Origin of the sequence: Tuberibacillus sp. Marseille-P3662 (assembly GCF_900178005.1) — a bacterium.
GTDB lineage: Bacteria > Bacillota > Bacilli > Bacillales > Sporolactobacillaceae > Marseille-P3662.
The window spans coordinates 1,594,313-1,610,301 of record NZ_FXBS01000006.1; the positions used below are offsets into that span (position 1 = coordinate 1,594,313).

Below are 15,989 nucleotides of genomic sequence, written 5' to 3' on the forward strand. Positions count from 1 at the left end.
AGTCTATGAAGCTATATTTGGATCCAGGTCATGGCGGCCATGACCCAGGAGCGACGGGTAATGGTCTATTAGAAAAAAACATTGTCCTTGATATTGCATTACGCATTCAAACTATCTTAAATAATAATTATAACAATGTAGAAGTTAAAATGAGCCGGACAACAGATACCTTTGTCAGTTTGGACCAACGGACGAATGAAGCTAATGCATGGGATGCTGACTACTTTTTATCGATTCATTGTAATGCCTATAATGGTTCAGCAGATGGCTATGAGGACTATATTTATGTTGGATTGTCAAATTCATCTGTAACGGCTAAATATCAAGACATCATTCATAATGAGGTCACGAGTGTCAATCAATTAGATGACCGCGGACAGAAGCAAGCGAATTTTCATGTCTTACGGGAAAGTGCCATGCCGGCATTAATAACGGAAAATGGCTTTATTGATAATGACCATGACGCAGCCTTGCTAAATGACCCTTCCTGGCGGCAAACTGTCGCTAGAGGCCATGTCAATGGATTAGAAAGAGCCTTCAATCTCGAACGTAAGCAGGCTTCCGGAAAGTTGTATAGGGTCATTGCTGGATCTTTCAAGGACAGAAACAATGCCAAGGATCGCGTTCAATATTTAGATTCCAAAGGGATTCAATCCTTCGTTAACCCTATCTATATATCAGACGACTTATGGTACCGGGTCCAAGCAGGGGCATTTGAAAAACGTCAAAATGCTGAAAATCGTTTGACAGCAGTCAAAAAAGCCGGCATTAAGAAGGCCTTTATTTCCGTTGAACAAACAGACACAGTCAATAACAATTCGGGTAAAAGTTCAGGATATGCCATCTTAGGAGCGGTACAATTATCCCCGGAACAGATGAATCGTTACGCCCGGAAGGTGAATCCAGACGCACCTCTACTAGGGCAGTTTTATCTTAACTTTGGAACACAATATGGGATAAGGGGCGATATTGCTTTTGCCCAGGCCCTGCACGAGACAGATTATTTCCGATTTACTGGTAGCGTCAAAGCCAAACAAAATAACTATGCAGGGATTGGCGCAACTGGACCGGATCAACCCGGAGCCAGCTTTGAGACGCCAAGACAAGGCGTTCTCGCCCACATCCAACACTTGTTTGCCTATGCTACCTCAGAATCGTTGCCCAATATTCATGATTTAGTTGATCCGCGATTTAATCTCGTCGATAGAGGCAAAGCACCAACATGGCAGTCTTTAAATGGGAAATGGGCTGTTCCAGGAGACAATTACGGCCAATCTGTTCTAGACTTATACAGCAAAATGATCAACAATTCGATGACCGACTTAGAATCCATTTTAGCTGACATAAAAGAATAGTTTTTGTACCTGTGCCCCATCTAAGAAGTGAGTTCATTAAAAAGAAGGTTGCGTTCCGCAAACGCAACCTTTAGTAAATTCATCCACAATGCAGGCCTGACTTCTTTAATTAGCGATCCTCTACAACAATATACGTCGCCTTAATCGGTCCATGGACACCGACAACAAGATTCATTTCGATGTCAGCACTATTACTCGGCCCGCTAATGAAATTGACACACGAAGCCACATCCTCCCCGCTTTCAACACGCTGATGAATCTCTCTTGTCGCCTGCGACATTCTTGGAACGAGCGTGCTCTTGGGAATGATAGCAATATAAGTTGACGGCAGCAGACTCACTGATCGGCCTTTACCATTGTCGCTGAAAAGCACCACCGTCCCCGACTCAGCAAGCGTCACATCACTGAACGTAATACCTACATCCGCTTGCTCGGCGACCTGGATATTCTCATCTCCCATTGACGAATCCCACTTATGGATATCGATGCCCTTATTACTTAGAAGATCGAACGCATACTCGAGACCAAAAGATAAGAAACGCGGATCATCCCATGCGAGGACTGAACGCCCCTGATTGCTCTGAATCACTTGCTCCACAGTAGCACCGAGCTGTTCGACATTCGTTCGGAACACATCTGTATGAATTGCGGCGCATTGTTTTTCCAACACCTCAACCAAGTCATCTTCAGTGCTATTTTTTAACACTTCCCATTGAGGCTGGTGTTCCCATGACGGCCGTTTGACGCCTTGGGTATTCCGCTCCCGTCCTAAGTTATGGGCTATATTATCTAAAAATTGATCCCTATTTTGAATGGTGCCCTTCATCATCCGCACCTCCATTCTTCTGTCTCTTTTTAAACCAATCACGGAACCGATCTTTCTCCGGAGCTGGAAACTCACGGATATCCGTCCATGGTTTGACGGGGCCCGGGCCTTTTGAGATCGATCCTTCATTCACTAAAGGACTAGCAAGCGCTGGTGCCGCTTTCGTTCCTACCTTATATAGCCACGGTGATCCCGCACCTAATTCGAAACCTTTCATTGCCAGCCACTCACTTAAATCATTTTTCTTTTCTTCCTCGACGATGATTTGCCGATGCTTGATTAATTGTTCATGGAGCGGGATTTTCACAGGGCATGCCTCCGTGCAAGCCCCACATAGGGATGACGCATAAGGCAAATCTTTATGGTCCTCATAACCGTCAAGTAGCGGCGTTAGAACAGCACCGATTGGCCCTGAGTAAACGGAACCGTAGGCATGACCGCCGATGTGCCGGTACACTGGACAAACATTCATACACGCCCCGCAGCGAATACAATGCAAGGCTTCCTGAAATTCACTACCTAATATTTTGGATCTGCCGTTGTCGACAATGACTAGATGAAACTCTTCAGGACCATCAACATCTCCAGCTTCTTTCGGTCCTGTCAGGGCCGTCACATAACTGGTTAATTTTTGCCCAACCGCACTGCGGGTTAATAAACTGACCATCACATCTAGCTCTTCCCAAGTGGGCACGACGCGTTCCATCCCCATAACGGTGATCTGCGTTTCGGGGAGCGTACTCACCATACGGGCATTGCCTTCATTGGTTACAAGCGCAAATGATCCCGATTCGGCCACAGCAAAATTACATCCCGTAATCCCAATATCCGCTGATAAAAATTCGCGACGCAGTTGTTCACGCGCATAAGACGTTAGCTCCTCAGGGTTCTCCGTATTGGTATAACCGATTTTTTCTTGAAAGACATCTCGGATTTGCTCTTTGTTTTTATGCAAAGCCGGGGCGACGATATGGGATGGCGGGTCCTCATCAATCTGCAAAATGTATTCACCAAGATCACTTTCAACGACATCACAATCAATGTCTTCTAACGCGTCATTCAGACCAATTTCTTCCGTAACCATAGACTTTGACTTGACGACTTTATGAGCTTCTTTTTTCTCTGCAATCCCTTGAACATATTGATTAGCTTCTTCGGCGGTTGCAGCAAAATACACATGTCCGCCCCGTTCAGCCACCTTTTCACTCAAAAGCTGCAAGTAATAATCCAAGTTTTCCATGGTGTGGTGGCGAATCTCTGCACCAGCACTTCGCCACGCTTCCCAGTCTCCTAGTTCTTCAGCCGCATCCAAACGATTGGTTTGTAGTCGACCTTGAGCCGAACGGACCGCACCACGCATGAACTGATCATTCAGCCCCGTATCCACACGTGATGAGAATGCTTCTTCACTTATTTTCATTGCCATGATGCTTCACCTCGACTGTTAAGAACTTCGGCTATATGCATAACACGTATGGGCTTGCCTTGCCGGTCAATCCGACCTTCGATATTCATTAAACAACCCCCATCAGCGCCAATCAAGATGTTAGTCTCGGTATCCTCAATATGCTCAACCTTTTCATCAACCATCTGTTCCGAAATCGATGTCATTTTTACCGCAAATGTGCCGCCAAATCCACAACAATCTTGGCGATTTGGTAAGTCCACAAGCTCCAAACCTTCAACATTGTTTAATAGTTTAAAAGGCGCCTCTTTAACACCTAGTAATCTCGTCATATGGCAGGATGAATGGTAGGTCGCTTTGGCATTGAAGACAGCCCCCGTATCTTCAACATTCAAAACGTTTGTTAGGAATTGTGTGAGTTCATACGTCTTATGCTTAAGTTCCCTCGCCTTTTCCTCCCAACCCGGCTCATCAGCCAAAAGATGTTCATACTCATAAAACATATACGCGCATGACCCAGACGGTGTCACAACATACTCAGCATCTGCAAAAGTTGTGATCATATTCTTGGCTGTCTTTCTCGTCTGCTTATGGTAACCGCTATTGTATGCTGGCTGACCACAACAAGTCTGATTCTCAGGAAAATCAACCTCGCAGCCAAGTCTCTCCAACAATTCAACCGTGGCTTGTGCAGCCCGGACATAGAAAAGATCACATAAACAGGTGACAAACAATGATACTTTCATGAAAAAATCCCCTCTCGTTAAGCAGACAAATCAACCTGTTCCGTGTCACGGTTGTAACTTATGCCTTTCTTGATGGCTATCACTACGAGACCCAACACGATAACAAGAAGCAACGTTCCAATATTGAAACCAATGCCATTAATAACAACAAATCCCAATGCCCCGGCAAATACAACATAGAAAGCTGTCGGGATCAGCGTTTTCCGGATGATGGTTCCCTCCTTACCAAGCAGTCCAGCAGCCGCTGAGGCCGCAACAACGTTATGCACACAAATCATATTACCGGCGGCACCACCCACCGCCTGTAAAGCAACAACGGTCTCAGGAGTGGCTCCAATTGAATCACCGACACCGAATTGGAAAAGGGAGAACATCATGTTACTGATGGTATTACTGCCGGCAACAAAGGCCCCGATAGCACCGATCGTTGGAGCAACAACGGGCCAGACATCCCCGACGAGGTTTGACATGCTCTCAGCCAATACTAGTGGCATGCTTGCAAAATCAGCCGCATTCACACCTGAATTAATAAAAATTTGTACCATTGGCACCGTAAAAATCAACGCCGCCATGGCACTGACAACTGTCTTAAACGAATCTTTAACGGCGCGCCCATATTCAGGGGCCTTCATGCGATGCAGGAAGACGACAATCAACGATACGATAACAAAAACAGTTCCCGGTACATACAACGGTTGAGTTGATACCGTCATCCCCGTGCCAAATAAATCTTCTAAGGAAATGACCCAGGATTTTAGCCAACCGTTAAACGGTAGTGAAGATATACGCGTTACAACTAATAACACTGCCACTAATAAATACGGCATCCAAGCCGACATCATGCCAATTTTTCGTACAGGCTGTCCATCCTCAGTAACCTTTAGATTCCCGATCCATTCAGGATCCCAATTTTTTCGGTCGTCAAAATCCCAAGTTTGTTTCGGCATGAAAAGTCCTTTTCTTGCGGCCGGTATAACAATTGCCAAACCAATTAATCCGCCTAACAAAGCTGGAAATTCAGGTCCGAGAATATTGGCCACTAATGCGTACGGCACTGAAAAGGCAAAACCCGTAAAGATAGCGAATTTCCACACCGCGAGTCCTTCTCTAGCTGATTTTTTTTTGCCAAAAAATCGCGTTAACATCGCTGACAAAAACAGTGGCATTAAAATGCCCACAATACCATGGAAAATAGCCACTTCACCGCCAATCCCGTCAATGAAGCCCATATAACTCGTCCCGACTTCAGCGACACGTTCCCCTACGATATCTGAACCTTTTAGCCCTGAGTTCACTCCCACTAATATGGGAGTGCCAATCGCTCCGAAAGATACAGGCGTAGATTCAAGGATTAAAGCCACCATAACGGCGCCCATAGCTGGAAAACCAATCCCCACAAGTAACGGACCAACGATTGTAGCGGGAGCTCCCCATCCAGCTGCCCCTTCTAAAAAAGATCCAAATAACCAACAGATGATAATCGCTTGGATTCTCCGATCAGGTGTTATCGCTGTAAAGCCCTTACGAATGGTGTGAATCGCACCACTTTCCTTCAACGTGTTCAACAACAAAATAGCTCCAAAAACAATCAAACCAACTTCAAGTGCCGTAAATAGACCCTTGATTGCAGCCGCCCCAATCTGATTAGTTGGCACTTGCCAAACCAAACCAGCTACGATAACGGTTACAACTAGTGCAACAGGCATGGCCCATTTTGCCGGCCATCGTAAAATAACTAAGAATACAAATACTGAGATAATGGGAATAAGAGCGATGAGTGACAACATCCCTATGCTCATCTAATTAATACCTCCTTCATATTAAGATATGTTCATCTGGTCATCTGATGACTTAACACCATCTAAGACCCATTGTATAAAAAGCGCTTACATAATACAAGTCAATAAAAATATTTTCTTGCTCTTGAATATTGCTACGCCAGAAGATTAAGAAATCTGAATCCGGATGGCTTCATATGGAAACCACCCCGGTCACAATGCTTAACTTTATATCTTGATTTTTCATACTGTATTTGCTGCATTAGGTAAATATTTTAAAAGAATGTTCTCAACCTCAGTCAGATGGGACATCATTAAAGTTTCAGCTTCATCCGGTTGTCCTTGTTTAATCGCCTCATAAATTTGTCTATGTTCTTCATAGAGCCGATCAAGCGTTGTTTCTTTAGAATAGAGCCAAACACGTCTTGTCTCACGCATCGCCGCAACCATCGTTTCTGAAACACTATCCATAAGGTCAACTAAAAACCGGTTCTCTGAGGCCCTTACGATGGCCATATGAAAGTCCAAATCCGCTTTTTCACCAAGTTCTTCATCACCGTTCGCGTGTTTCATCGCTTCTAATGCTGCAAAAATGGGCTTCAGATCGGCTTCTGTAGCATGTTCAGCCGCTAATGACACACTTCCTTTTTCAAGGATCTTTCTTACTTGCAGCAAATCTTTGACATCCTTTTTATTCATCAGCACAGCTGTTAAAACGGATGATGACAAGGTTTTTGGATCAAATTCACGAATATACGTCCCTTCGCCTTGATGCATCTTTAAAATGCCCATCGCCCGCAGCGCACTTAAAGCTTCACGGATTGCCGAGCGGCCAACATTGAAATTTTCCGCAAGCTGCTCAACAGAATCAAGTTTGGCACCTGGTGATAAATCGCCTCTTTTTATCATATCTAATAGTTCATCTGCGACTTCCTCGTAGATCTTTCGGGTCCGAATTTGCTTATATACCAATCGTTCCACCCCTATTTGTTACATACTACCCCTATTTTAGCGAAGCAACCCTAGAGCGGCAATAAATAAAAGCATCGGTGTTTTTAATAACTTTTCCTAAATCCCCAAAAAGATTTGAAGTGATGAGATTCATAAAAGGAATTTGAAGCCGTTGTTGCTGTTTACCGCTGTATCCACAATATCCCCTCATTCGCACAGTATTGGTTCAAGAGCACGCCCGGCTGATCCATTTATAATATAGTAATAATATGATGAGAAGTATAGGGTTAACAAAAACCGAATGCCACATGTTCCACCAACCGTAATGAAAGTACCCCCAGGGACTTGGTAACAGCGTGATACTTTCATAAGTGAGCAACGCAATTTCCCAAAGGATTAAGTAACGCACTTTTTTTAACACCGAGCTGTTAAAAGGAAACCCATTGATTATCATCATATTAACAGGCGGTAGCAGTGCTAAGTGTGCAGGAATTGCCCTCCAGTCAACCCCATTTGAGAAGTACCAGTAGCCATGGTATTTAACATCAACATAAATATCAAAACTTTGTTGAAGTGCAATTGTAAAAACCCAAATATGAGCAATTTGAATGGATGATAATCGTTTATTTGTTTTAAATGCAATGAAGTTAAAGACAAGTGTTGCGATGATTAATCCGATCATAATTTTACTCCTTTGTGAATACAATTCCCATTCCACAGATTACCCATACTCTCACGTGGTCTTCAAAAAAATGTAATATAAATTTTTGTTTAGGGTAAGTCCATTATCTATGGTAAAATAATCTAATTGATATTGTTTCGAAAGCGAGGGGTTTTGTGAACAAGGGATTGATTTACGGTCTGTTACTATGTTTGATGATGGTTTGGGGCTTTAACGTGATCGCCATTAAAGTTTTGGTTGATTATTTTTCACCAATAACTATACAGGCGTTTCGAATCTTAACTGCCGGAATCGTCGTTTTGGGTGTCCTTCTCGCGAAAAACGAGTTCAGAAAATTGAACAAAAAAGAAACTGGATATATTGCATTGATTGCCTTAACGGGTGTATTCGCCCATCATTCTCTTTTGGCGACTGGCCTCTCACAAACAACCGCATCTAATGGCGGGCTGATTTTAGGATTAGTACCGTTAACAACCTCTATATTTGCTATGTTGTTTCTCGGTGATCGGCTCACCCCTTTACGCTTGCTTGGTATTGTTCTGGGGTTTGTGGGCGTCGCCTTTGTCGTCCTTAATGGCAGCGGGGGAATTGGGAGTGCGTCACTAGGCGATCTATTCGTTCTTTTAGCTGTTTTGTCTCAGGCCACAAGTTTCGTTTTTATTAAGAAGGTCACACAAACACTGGACGCTCGTCTTATTACTGGCATAATGCTCGTAAGCGGATCGATCCTCCTCTTTCTCGTTGGCAGACAAATTGAGCCAGCAGGACTCGAGACGTTCGGTACAGCGCCTGGATGGATTTGGCTGATTTTTCTAGGTTCTGCTGTTCTAGCTACTGGGCTTGGTCACATGCTGTTTAATAACGCGATTCAACATCTTGGCGCTGGGGAAACAGCGATTTTCAATAATCTTGTCCCGTTCTTCTCACTCATTGGCTCCTACGTATTTTTAGGAGAAATCATTCACTTTGGTCAAATTTTTGGGTTCATTTTTATCATGGCAGGCGTCATTCTCGGAACTGGCGTTATTGAACACCGGAGACATTTTGAAGAAATCAACGCAAAGAAAATTAATCATCACTAAAAAGTAAAGGTGCCTGAAGAAAATATGGCAGGCACCTCTTGACCAGGCCAATTCCTCTTCCAACCATGTTATTCTCCACAAAAATCATTCCATTAGTTTAAAACAACTATTGCATTGCATTCAGCCTCAATGTTTGGTATATTGTAATTATAATTATATTCGCTTTACTTCAATATAAAGTTGAAGTGAGGATAGAGGTGCAAAGACCATCAGTAAGCTTCCTGAGGAGAATGAGCTCTGTTGACGGTTGCCGAAAGGGGGATTTGCCGAAGTGAGCAGATACTCATCATTCTGTTGCACTGGTTTTGCGTTGAACAAATGCAGAGCTGTCATATAGCGATTCTGGCTATATGGAGGGCTATCTCACGCATCATAACGGGAATTGACGATGATGCACCAACGGCCCTCGTTGGTGTTTTTTGTGGTTTTAAGTTATGATGAGATACCCTCTATTCATACTTACCGTCCCCCCAAGTCTGTGTGAGTAGTACCCGAATCCATGAATAGAGGTGGCAAGAATGAATTTTGGTAACGTTCTAACTGCCATGGTCACACCTTTTGACCAAGATGGCAACATCGATTACGGAAAAACTGAAAATCTGATCAACCATTTAATTGCCAATGGGACAGATGCGCTGGTTGTCGCTGGCACCACCGGCGAATCGCCAACGCTCTCGAAAGAAGAAAAACTTTCTTTATTACAGTTCGTCATGAAAACGGTGAAGAAACGTATTCCAGTGATTGCTGGTACAGGTTCTAACAACACTCAAGCTTCTATAGAGCTGACGAAGCAGGCTGAAACCATCGGGGTTGACGGCATTATGCTCGTCACACCCTATTACAACAAACCGTCTCAAGAAGGTATGTTCCAGCATTTTAAAACCGTTGCTGAAGCCACAACGCTGCCGGTGATGCTCTATAACATTCCTGGTCGGAGTGCTGTCGGCATGACCGCTGAGACAATCATCCGCCTATCGCAGATTAACAATATTGTCTCCGTTAAAGAGGCTAGCGGCGATCTTGATCAAATGACTAAGATTATTCATGAGACCGATGCCTCATTCACTCTATATAGCGGAGAGGACAGCCTGACACTTCCGACGCTTGCCATTGGCGGAGACGGTATCATCTCGGTGGCTTCACATGTTATCGGCAATGATATGCAGGAAATGGTTCGCAGCTATCTGCGTGGTGAACCGCAAAACGCGGCTGCCATCCACCAGAGCATACTGCCGATCATGAAGTCGCTATTTATGGCACCAAGTCCGGCCCCTGTTAAAGAAGCACTTAAACTTTCAGGTGTGGATGTTGGATCGGTTCGGCTGCCACTAATGCCATTAGATCAAGAAGAAAAACAATCACTTGAGCACACGTTGCATTTCGTTACCCATAACGTGGCAGGTTAACCATTATAGTGATTCTATACAGCACGATTTATAAAAAAAGCTGGCCCGTGAGCCAGCTTTTTTTGTGCATGAAATGATACGATTGTCGGTTCTAAAATGGGAACGGTCCAAAGGCATCCAAAAATTGGCTGATCAAGGACGCTTTGGATGGCGCTACAACGTAGACAGCTACACCGAGGGCATTAAATTCATCAATGCGCTCACGCAACTGCGTGAGATAAGCTCGACACACTGGTCAACCAAGATGGCGAACGAAAACCACCATTGTCATTTGTCCATGATGAGTCATCTCTTCAAGCGTGATCATAGCATCTTGTTGAGTTTCAAATTGGACTGCCATTAGACTCCCTCCCATTCACAAAACGATATTTATTGAACCTGCAGAACGATTTTTCCTGCATTCTTGTTCTGTTCCATGTATTGATGGGCTTCGTTGACCTCTTTCCAGCTCCAAACCGAATCAATCACAGGCTGCAAACGACCTTGATTAAATAGCGGCAATGCAAATTCAGAAAAGCGTCGGGTGAGATCAATCTTTTGTTCAACTGTTCTCGATCGAAGAGCGGTTCCAATCACTTGGATTCTTTTAAAAAGCAATTGACTTAAATCGACATCGCTAACTTTGGCACCGCCCATGACACCGATCAAAACCAACCTTCCGTCAACGCCAAGTGACCGGATATTTTGTTCCCAGTACGGAGCACCAATGAAATCAAGAATGAGATTAACACCTGTTCCATGGGTTGCCTCTTTCACCTTTGATTCAAACGGTCCTGCTTTATAATCAATCGCTGTTTCAGCACCAAGCGATAGACAAAAATCCCTTTTTTCATCTGTTCCTGCAGTCACAATGGATCTCGCTCCAGCTTCACGAGCCAGTTGAATAGCTGCGGTACCAACGCCGCTGGCACCAGCATGAATTAACACGCTTTGGTTTTTGCCTAAGCCGCCCAGTTGGAACATATTTAAATAAGCGGTCAAAAACACTTCTGGAATCGCCGCTGCTTCCTCAAAGGAAAGTGAATCTGGTATGGGCATCGCCATATCCGCAGGAATCGTCACATATTCGGCGTAACCGCCACCGGGCAGCAACCCAAATACCCGATCACCTTTTCTCCAACCTTGGACATTTTCACCAGTCTCTTCAATGACACCGCTCATCTCAAGGCCCAGGATCGGTGATGCTCCTTTTGGGGGTGGATAGTTCCCCTGCTTTTGCATTAGATCGGCGCGATTCAGTGCCGTTGCTTTGACTTTAACAAGCAAGTCTGAAGCCGATATTGTCGGTTGCTCGGTGTCACCTATATATAGTTGTTTGAATTCGTCTTCTACAAGAATCGCTTTCATTGCCGCTGCCTCCTACTTTAACAGTTTGGGATCAGATAAGCTGTTATTCTGAAGGTTCACTTACTTTGACCAATTGTTTTCCGAGATTTTCACCTTTAAATAACCCTAGAAAAGCCTGCGGAACATTATCAAAACCTTCAACAATCGTTTCTTCGTATTTGATTCTACCTTCAGATAACCATTTACCGAGATCCTGTGTGCCTTCTTTAAAACGATCAGCATAATCTTGAACCACGAATCCTTTGATCATGGCATGGCTTTTAATAAGTTTCGGTTGGATTCTGGGTCCTAAATCATCGTCTGTCTTGTTATATGATGAAATCGCACCACATACGGGAATACGCGCAAAGTCATTCAATCTATTCATAACCGCATCAGATATTGGACCGCCGACATTATCAAAATAAACATCAACACCATTCGGACATGCTTCATCAAGCGCCTGCTCCATGTTGTCAGTTGTTTTATAATTGATCGTCGCATCAAATCCGAGTTCTTGCTCAAGGAATGTCGTTTTCTTTTCCGATCCGGCAATCCCAACAACGCGGGCACCCTTTATCTTTGCTATCTGACCAACAACCATTCCAACAGCACCAGCTGCACCGGAAACGACAACCGTTTCGCCTGCTTTCGGCTGACCAATATCAAGCAAACCAAAATACGCTGTCAGTCCAGTCATCCCAAGGACACTTAAATAAGCCGATAAAGGAGCAATCGTTTCATCAACTTGACGTACAGTTGTTGCTTCGACAGTATTGTATTTCTGCCAGCCTAGCATCCCAATGACTTTATCCCCTACTTTTAAGTGATCGGATTCCGATTGAACAACTTCTCCGACAATACCACCGGGAATAACTTCATTGACTTGGAAAGGCTCGACATAGGATTTCGCATCACTCATTCTCCCCCTCATATATGGATCAACTGAAAGATATAAAGTGCGGACGAGCACTTCACCAGCTTTCGGATCAGCGATAGGAACCTCTCTAAATTCAAAGGTTTCCTCGGTCGGCATCCCGTTTGGACGGGCCGCAAGTAAAATTTGTTGATTTTCCATGCTCTCTGTCATACTATCACTACTCCATTCTATATATAAAAATTGACGAATTACTTTGTGCACAATTTAATTGCTTACAAGTGAATTCTACAAATAAAACATGCATCCGTCAAAAATAACCTCTTACCTTATTTAAATAGAGTTGACATTTGCGGCTCATACAATTAGTTTTTAAAGAAGAAAAATGAAAGGATGCAATATAATTAATGGATATGATGAAGCTAAGCAACCACCTCTGTTTTTCCATATATTCACTATCAAGAGAAATTAATAAAATGTATCGACCGTTTCTAGACGAACTTAATTTAACCTACACCCAGTATCTCGTTTTACTTGTATTATGGGAAAGAGAAACGTCTTCCATCAAATCGTTGGGTGAAGCTCTTTATCTTGATTCTGGCACATTGACCCCCTTGCTGAAACGGATGGCTGATCGGAATTTGGTCAATCGAAAGCGAGCGGCTGACGATGAACGAAAAGTGTATATTTCACTAACAGAAGAAGGACAAGAACTGAAGGAAAAGGCAACAGAAATCCCTGTCAAACTTATCGAAAAGAGCGGCCTGACTAAAGAAGAACTGACAACAGCCCTTTCCGATTTCTCAGGGTTGCTGGACAAGATCCAAGACGCTAATTCGAAGTAGACCTGCGCGTACTTATCATCAGTACAGAGTTTCATTAACATATCATTGAATCAAAGGTTGATTTAGAGCACTGAAACGCTTGGGTTTCAGTGCTCTTGCTTATTCAGTCGAGAACTAAAGGGTCAATAATCCACAATGTTGACTTTGTTCAATTTATATTATATAATTTAATTTGTTTAATATTAATTGAAATAATTGAACAAAATCCGTTCTAAGTAAGGACTTAGTCCGATTTAAAACAACAAAGAGGGTGACAACACTGAACACAGTTAAAACAGCATTCGTATTAATTGATGTGCAAAAGGAAAGTGAATTCGGCATTCATGGCGTGAATGCCGTTGTAGACAACGCTAAGCTATTAATTGATGAATGTCGGAAAGTGGGTATTCCCATCATATACACCCGCCACATGAACCGCAAGGATACCATTGGTCTATCCAACGAAGAACCTCTAACTAAAGATGGCCAACCTGTCTTTTATAATGATGGCACGGCCGCAGTCGATATTATTGATAAAATCAAACCTGAACAACACGATATTGTCATTGATAAATATCGCTGGAGCAGTTTTTACGATACCAGTTTAGACTTGATCCTTAAAAGCATGGGCATCGAACATTTAATCATGGGTGGATTGGTTACAGACGGTTGTTTAATGACGTCCGTATTTGATGCGTATTTCCGTGATTATCAAGTCAATTTAGTTAAAGATATCTGCGGAGCTACAAATGAAGGCGCACAAATGGCCTCCATTTTAATTATGGCTAATTGGGTCTATGACCTCGCCGTTTACGATACATCTGAGATAATCAAGAAGCTCTCTGGCCAATCGTATAGAAGTTGGGAATCGCCCTATCCCGATCAATTACAATTCACACCGGAAAACATGCGCCAAGTATTTGATAAATTAAACCAATAAAGATATTCAACTTTTAAAAAAGGAGATAAAAATATGTGGAGAAAAACAAAACTTCTTGCCTTAGCCGCGATTTTCATGCTGTCGATCGCTCTATCAGCGTGTGGGAGCAATGATAGCAAAAACAATGATACCGCAAATAGTGACAGCAAAGATCATCTCGGCCAAAAGGAATTAACCCTTCCTTACGTTTCATGGGCATCAGCTACGGCTAGTAATAACGTGATGAAAGTGGTCCTTGAAAATGCGGGTTATGATGTCACCTTGAAATCTATTAATTCTGGAGCGATGTACACGAGTCTTGCTAATGGTGAAGCCGATGCATCCGTTTGCATATGGCTGCCGCACACAGATGCAAAATATTGGAATCAATATAAAGATAAGCTTGTTCATCTGGGTCCAAACATTGAGGGAGCACCACTCGGTCTTGCAGTCCCCACATATATGGAGGACATTAACTCCATCAAGGATTTGGCCAAAAACACAAATTCAATCGGCGAAAAATTAGATTGGACCATCACCGGAATTGAACCTGGAGCCGGACAAATGACGGTAACAAAAAACGAAGTTATGCCAAAATACGGACTGGATAAATGGGAATTGCAATCCAGTTCTTCACCTGCAATGGCTTCAGCATTGAGTCAAGCCATTGAGGATAAAAAACCAATAGTTGTGACACTCTGGTCACCTCATTGGGCATTCTCAAAATTTGATTTAAAATATTTAAAAGATCCGAAAAACCTTTATGGAGACCCTGACAACATCAATACCATTGTTCGGAAAGGCCTAAAAGACGATGCTCCAGCAGCCTACAAAATTCTTAATCAATTTAAGTGGTCAAAAGACCAAATCGGTAAAGTGATGGTCATGATCAATAACGGTATGGATCCTGCCAAGGCGGCGAAAAAATGGGTTAATCATCACCAAGATATGGTCAACAAATGGACAAAAGGTGTTAAATAATTATAAAACAATAACGTGTTAAAAAAACCTCTTGAACAATGTCGTTTAAGAGGTTTTTTTAACGGGAATCACTACGACTAATAGAACGGTTGCAAAAAATCTCTCACATTTTTGATGATTTTTGCAACGTATCTCCAGGTTATCACGTCTTATATAGAGACTATGAATTTTAAAGAGGTGTTATTATGAGTATGAAAACTTTGTTGACAACTGCTGTAGCAGGGGTAATAGCGTTATCGGGTTGCGGTCAAGGAAACCTAAATGACAGTTCTAGCGGAGCGACACAAAGTCAGAATCAAGAACAGCAAGATGCCTCTAATCAAATAGAAAAATCAGATAAAACCAAAGATACTCAGGAAGAACGTTTAGTTAGTGCCGCAGAAACAAAGACACCATCATCTGATAAAAACGGGACATCTGACACATTCGACAAGGACAGAGCACGAGTTGTCCTTACCGAATTTGAAAAAGCTTTTAATAAAGTGATCAATTATACAGATGATCAGCAAAGGCTCAAAGCATTTGACACCAAACAAGCGTTAATCACCCATTTCAAGCATTTCATGTCAAAGAACCTCGCTCAGTCGATGGTTCATACGTACTTTAAAGAAAAAGAAGATGGCGTGTATGTCGTGGCGACGGAGGCACCAACCTTTCTGAAAGAAGATCAGCCATTCACCTTTAGTAAAACTGGACCAGACATGGCAAAGGTTGTGCAAGAACGTCGGAATGAGCTTATCGGTCACGTGAATATGGAATTCATCCTGACCAAAAAGGATAACAGATGGATCGTGAAAACAGTTAACAGAAAACAGCTTAATGAATAGTCAG

The 15,989-nt window shown here is 43.0% G+C and carries 15 protein-coding genes and 1 riboswitch; of the genes, 7 read left to right on the forward strand and 8 right to left on the reverse strand.

What is annotated here, in order from left to right; genetic code table 11:
- Nucleotides 1-5 precede the first annotated feature (5 nt).
- The gene (locus tag B9Y89_RS16615) at nucleotides 6-1,355 is read left to right on the forward strand and encodes an N-acetylmuramoyl-L-alanine amidase (protein ID WP_085524302.1); all 1,350 of its coding nucleotides are present in this window, start codon (nucleotides 6-8) and stop codon (nucleotides 1,353-1,355) included.
- Between the two features lie 109 nt (nucleotides 1,356-1,464).
- Here B9Y89_RS16615 and B9Y89_RS16620 read toward each other — a convergent pair whose 3' ends face one another.
- The 6 genes from B9Y89_RS16620 to B9Y89_RS16645 all read right to left on the reverse strand — a co-directional run bounded on the left by B9Y89_RS16620 (nucleotide 1,465) and on the right by B9Y89_RS16645 (nucleotide 7,743).
- Entirely contained in the window at nucleotides 1,465-2,184 is a 720-nt protein-coding gene (locus tag B9Y89_RS16620) for a LutC/YkgG family protein (protein WP_085524303.1), read from the reverse strand.
- Nucleotides 2,159-3,607 (reverse strand): LutB/LldF family L-lactate oxidation iron-sulfur protein, encoded by a 1,449-nt coding sequence (locus B9Y89_RS16625; protein ID WP_085524304.1) that lies wholly within the window; start codon nucleotides 3,605-3,607, stop codon nucleotides 2,159-2,161. Before B9Y89_RS16625 ends, B9Y89_RS16620 begins: the two co-directional genes overlap by 26 nt.
- On the reverse strand, nucleotides 3,598-4,332 hold the full coding sequence (locus B9Y89_RS16630) for a (Fe-S)-binding protein (RefSeq protein ID WP_085524305.1): 735 nt from the start codon (nucleotides 4,330-4,332) through the stop codon (nucleotides 3,598-3,600). The genes B9Y89_RS16625 and B9Y89_RS16630 overlap by 10 nt, the downstream gene beginning before the upstream one ends.
- Before the next feature lie 17 nt (nucleotides 4,333-4,349).
- Nucleotides 4,350-6,131 carry an L-lactate permease gene (locus B9Y89_RS16635; protein ID WP_085524306.1) on the reverse strand — a complete coding sequence of 594 codons (1,782 nt, stop codon included), beginning with the start codon at nucleotides 6,129-6,131 and terminating at the stop codon, nucleotides 4,350-4,352.
- 222 nt (nucleotides 6,132-6,353) lie between these two features.
- Complete coding sequence (locus tag B9Y89_RS16640; protein ID WP_085524307.1) at nucleotides 6,354-7,082, reverse strand: FadR/GntR family transcriptional regulator; 729 nt, start codon at nucleotides 7,080-7,082, stop codon at nucleotides 6,354-6,356.
- Between the two features lie 205 nt (nucleotides 7,083-7,287).
- Complete coding sequence (locus B9Y89_RS16645; protein WP_085524308.1) at nucleotides 7,288-7,743, reverse strand: hypothetical protein; 456 nt, start codon at nucleotides 7,741-7,743, stop codon at nucleotides 7,288-7,290.
- A gap of 155 nt (nucleotides 7,744-7,898) precedes the next feature.
- On the opposite strand from B9Y89_RS16645, the gene B9Y89_RS16650 reads away from it, so the two are divergent.
- Nucleotides 7,899-8,825 (forward strand): DMT family transporter, encoded by a 927-nt coding sequence (locus B9Y89_RS16650; RefSeq protein ID WP_085524309.1) that lies wholly within the window; start codon nucleotides 7,899-7,901, stop codon nucleotides 8,823-8,825.
- Between the two features lie 184 nt (nucleotides 8,826-9,009).
- A riboswitch (Lysine riboswitch) is annotated at nucleotides 9,010-9,194 on the forward strand.
- A gap of 149 nt (nucleotides 9,195-9,343) precedes the next feature.
- Nucleotides 9,344-10,231, forward strand: a complete 888-nt coding sequence (gene dapA / locus B9Y89_RS16660; protein WP_085524311.1) for a 4-hydroxy-tetrahydrodipicolinate synthase — start codon at nucleotides 9,344-9,346, stop codon at nucleotides 10,229-10,231.
- 369 nt (nucleotides 10,232-10,600) lie between these two features.
- On the opposite strand, the gene B9Y89_RS16665 is transcribed toward dapA, so the two are convergent.
- Together B9Y89_RS16665 and B9Y89_RS16670 are read right to left on the reverse strand one after the other, a co-directional pair.
- Nucleotides 10,601-11,578, reverse strand: coding sequence for an NAD(P)H-quinone oxidoreductase (locus B9Y89_RS16665; protein ID WP_085524312.1), 978 nt, complete (start codon nucleotides 11,576-11,578; stop codon nucleotides 10,601-10,603).
- A 43-nt stretch (nucleotides 11,579-11,621) separates the two neighbouring features.
- Nucleotides 11,622-12,647 carry an NADP-dependent oxidoreductase gene (locus B9Y89_RS16670; RefSeq protein WP_085524313.1) on the reverse strand — a complete coding sequence of 342 codons (1,026 nt, stop codon included), beginning with the start codon at nucleotides 12,645-12,647 and terminating at the stop codon, nucleotides 11,622-11,624.
- 194 nt (nucleotides 12,648-12,841) lie between these two features.
- On the opposite strand from B9Y89_RS16670, the gene B9Y89_RS16675 reads away from it, so the two are divergent.
- The 4 genes from B9Y89_RS16675 to B9Y89_RS16690 all read left to right on the forward strand — a co-directional run bounded on the left by B9Y89_RS16675 (nucleotide 12,842) and on the right by B9Y89_RS16690 (nucleotide 15,985).
- Nucleotides 12,842-13,279 (forward strand): MarR family winged helix-turn-helix transcriptional regulator, encoded by a 438-nt coding sequence (locus B9Y89_RS16675; RefSeq protein ID WP_085524314.1) that lies wholly within the window; start codon nucleotides 12,842-12,844, stop codon nucleotides 13,277-13,279.
- A gap of 250 nt (nucleotides 13,280-13,529) precedes the next feature.
- Nucleotides 13,530-14,198: a cysteine hydrolase family protein gene (locus B9Y89_RS16680; protein ID WP_085524315.1), complete on the forward strand. Its 669-nt coding sequence runs from the start codon at nucleotides 13,530-13,532 to the stop codon at nucleotides 14,196-14,198.
- A gap of 33 nt (nucleotides 14,199-14,231) precedes the next feature.
- The gene (locus B9Y89_RS16685; protein ID WP_085524316.1) at nucleotides 14,232-15,158 is read left to right on the forward strand and encodes a glycine betaine ABC transporter substrate-binding protein; all 927 of its coding nucleotides are present in this window, start codon (nucleotides 14,232-14,234) and stop codon (nucleotides 15,156-15,158) included.
- A gap of 185 nt (nucleotides 15,159-15,343) precedes the next feature.
- The gene (locus B9Y89_RS16690; protein WP_085524317.1) at nucleotides 15,344-15,985 is read left to right on the forward strand and encodes a hypothetical protein; all 642 of its coding nucleotides are present in this window, start codon (nucleotides 15,344-15,346) and stop codon (nucleotides 15,983-15,985) included.
- The last annotated feature ends 4 nt before the right edge of the window (nucleotides 15,986-15,989 follow it).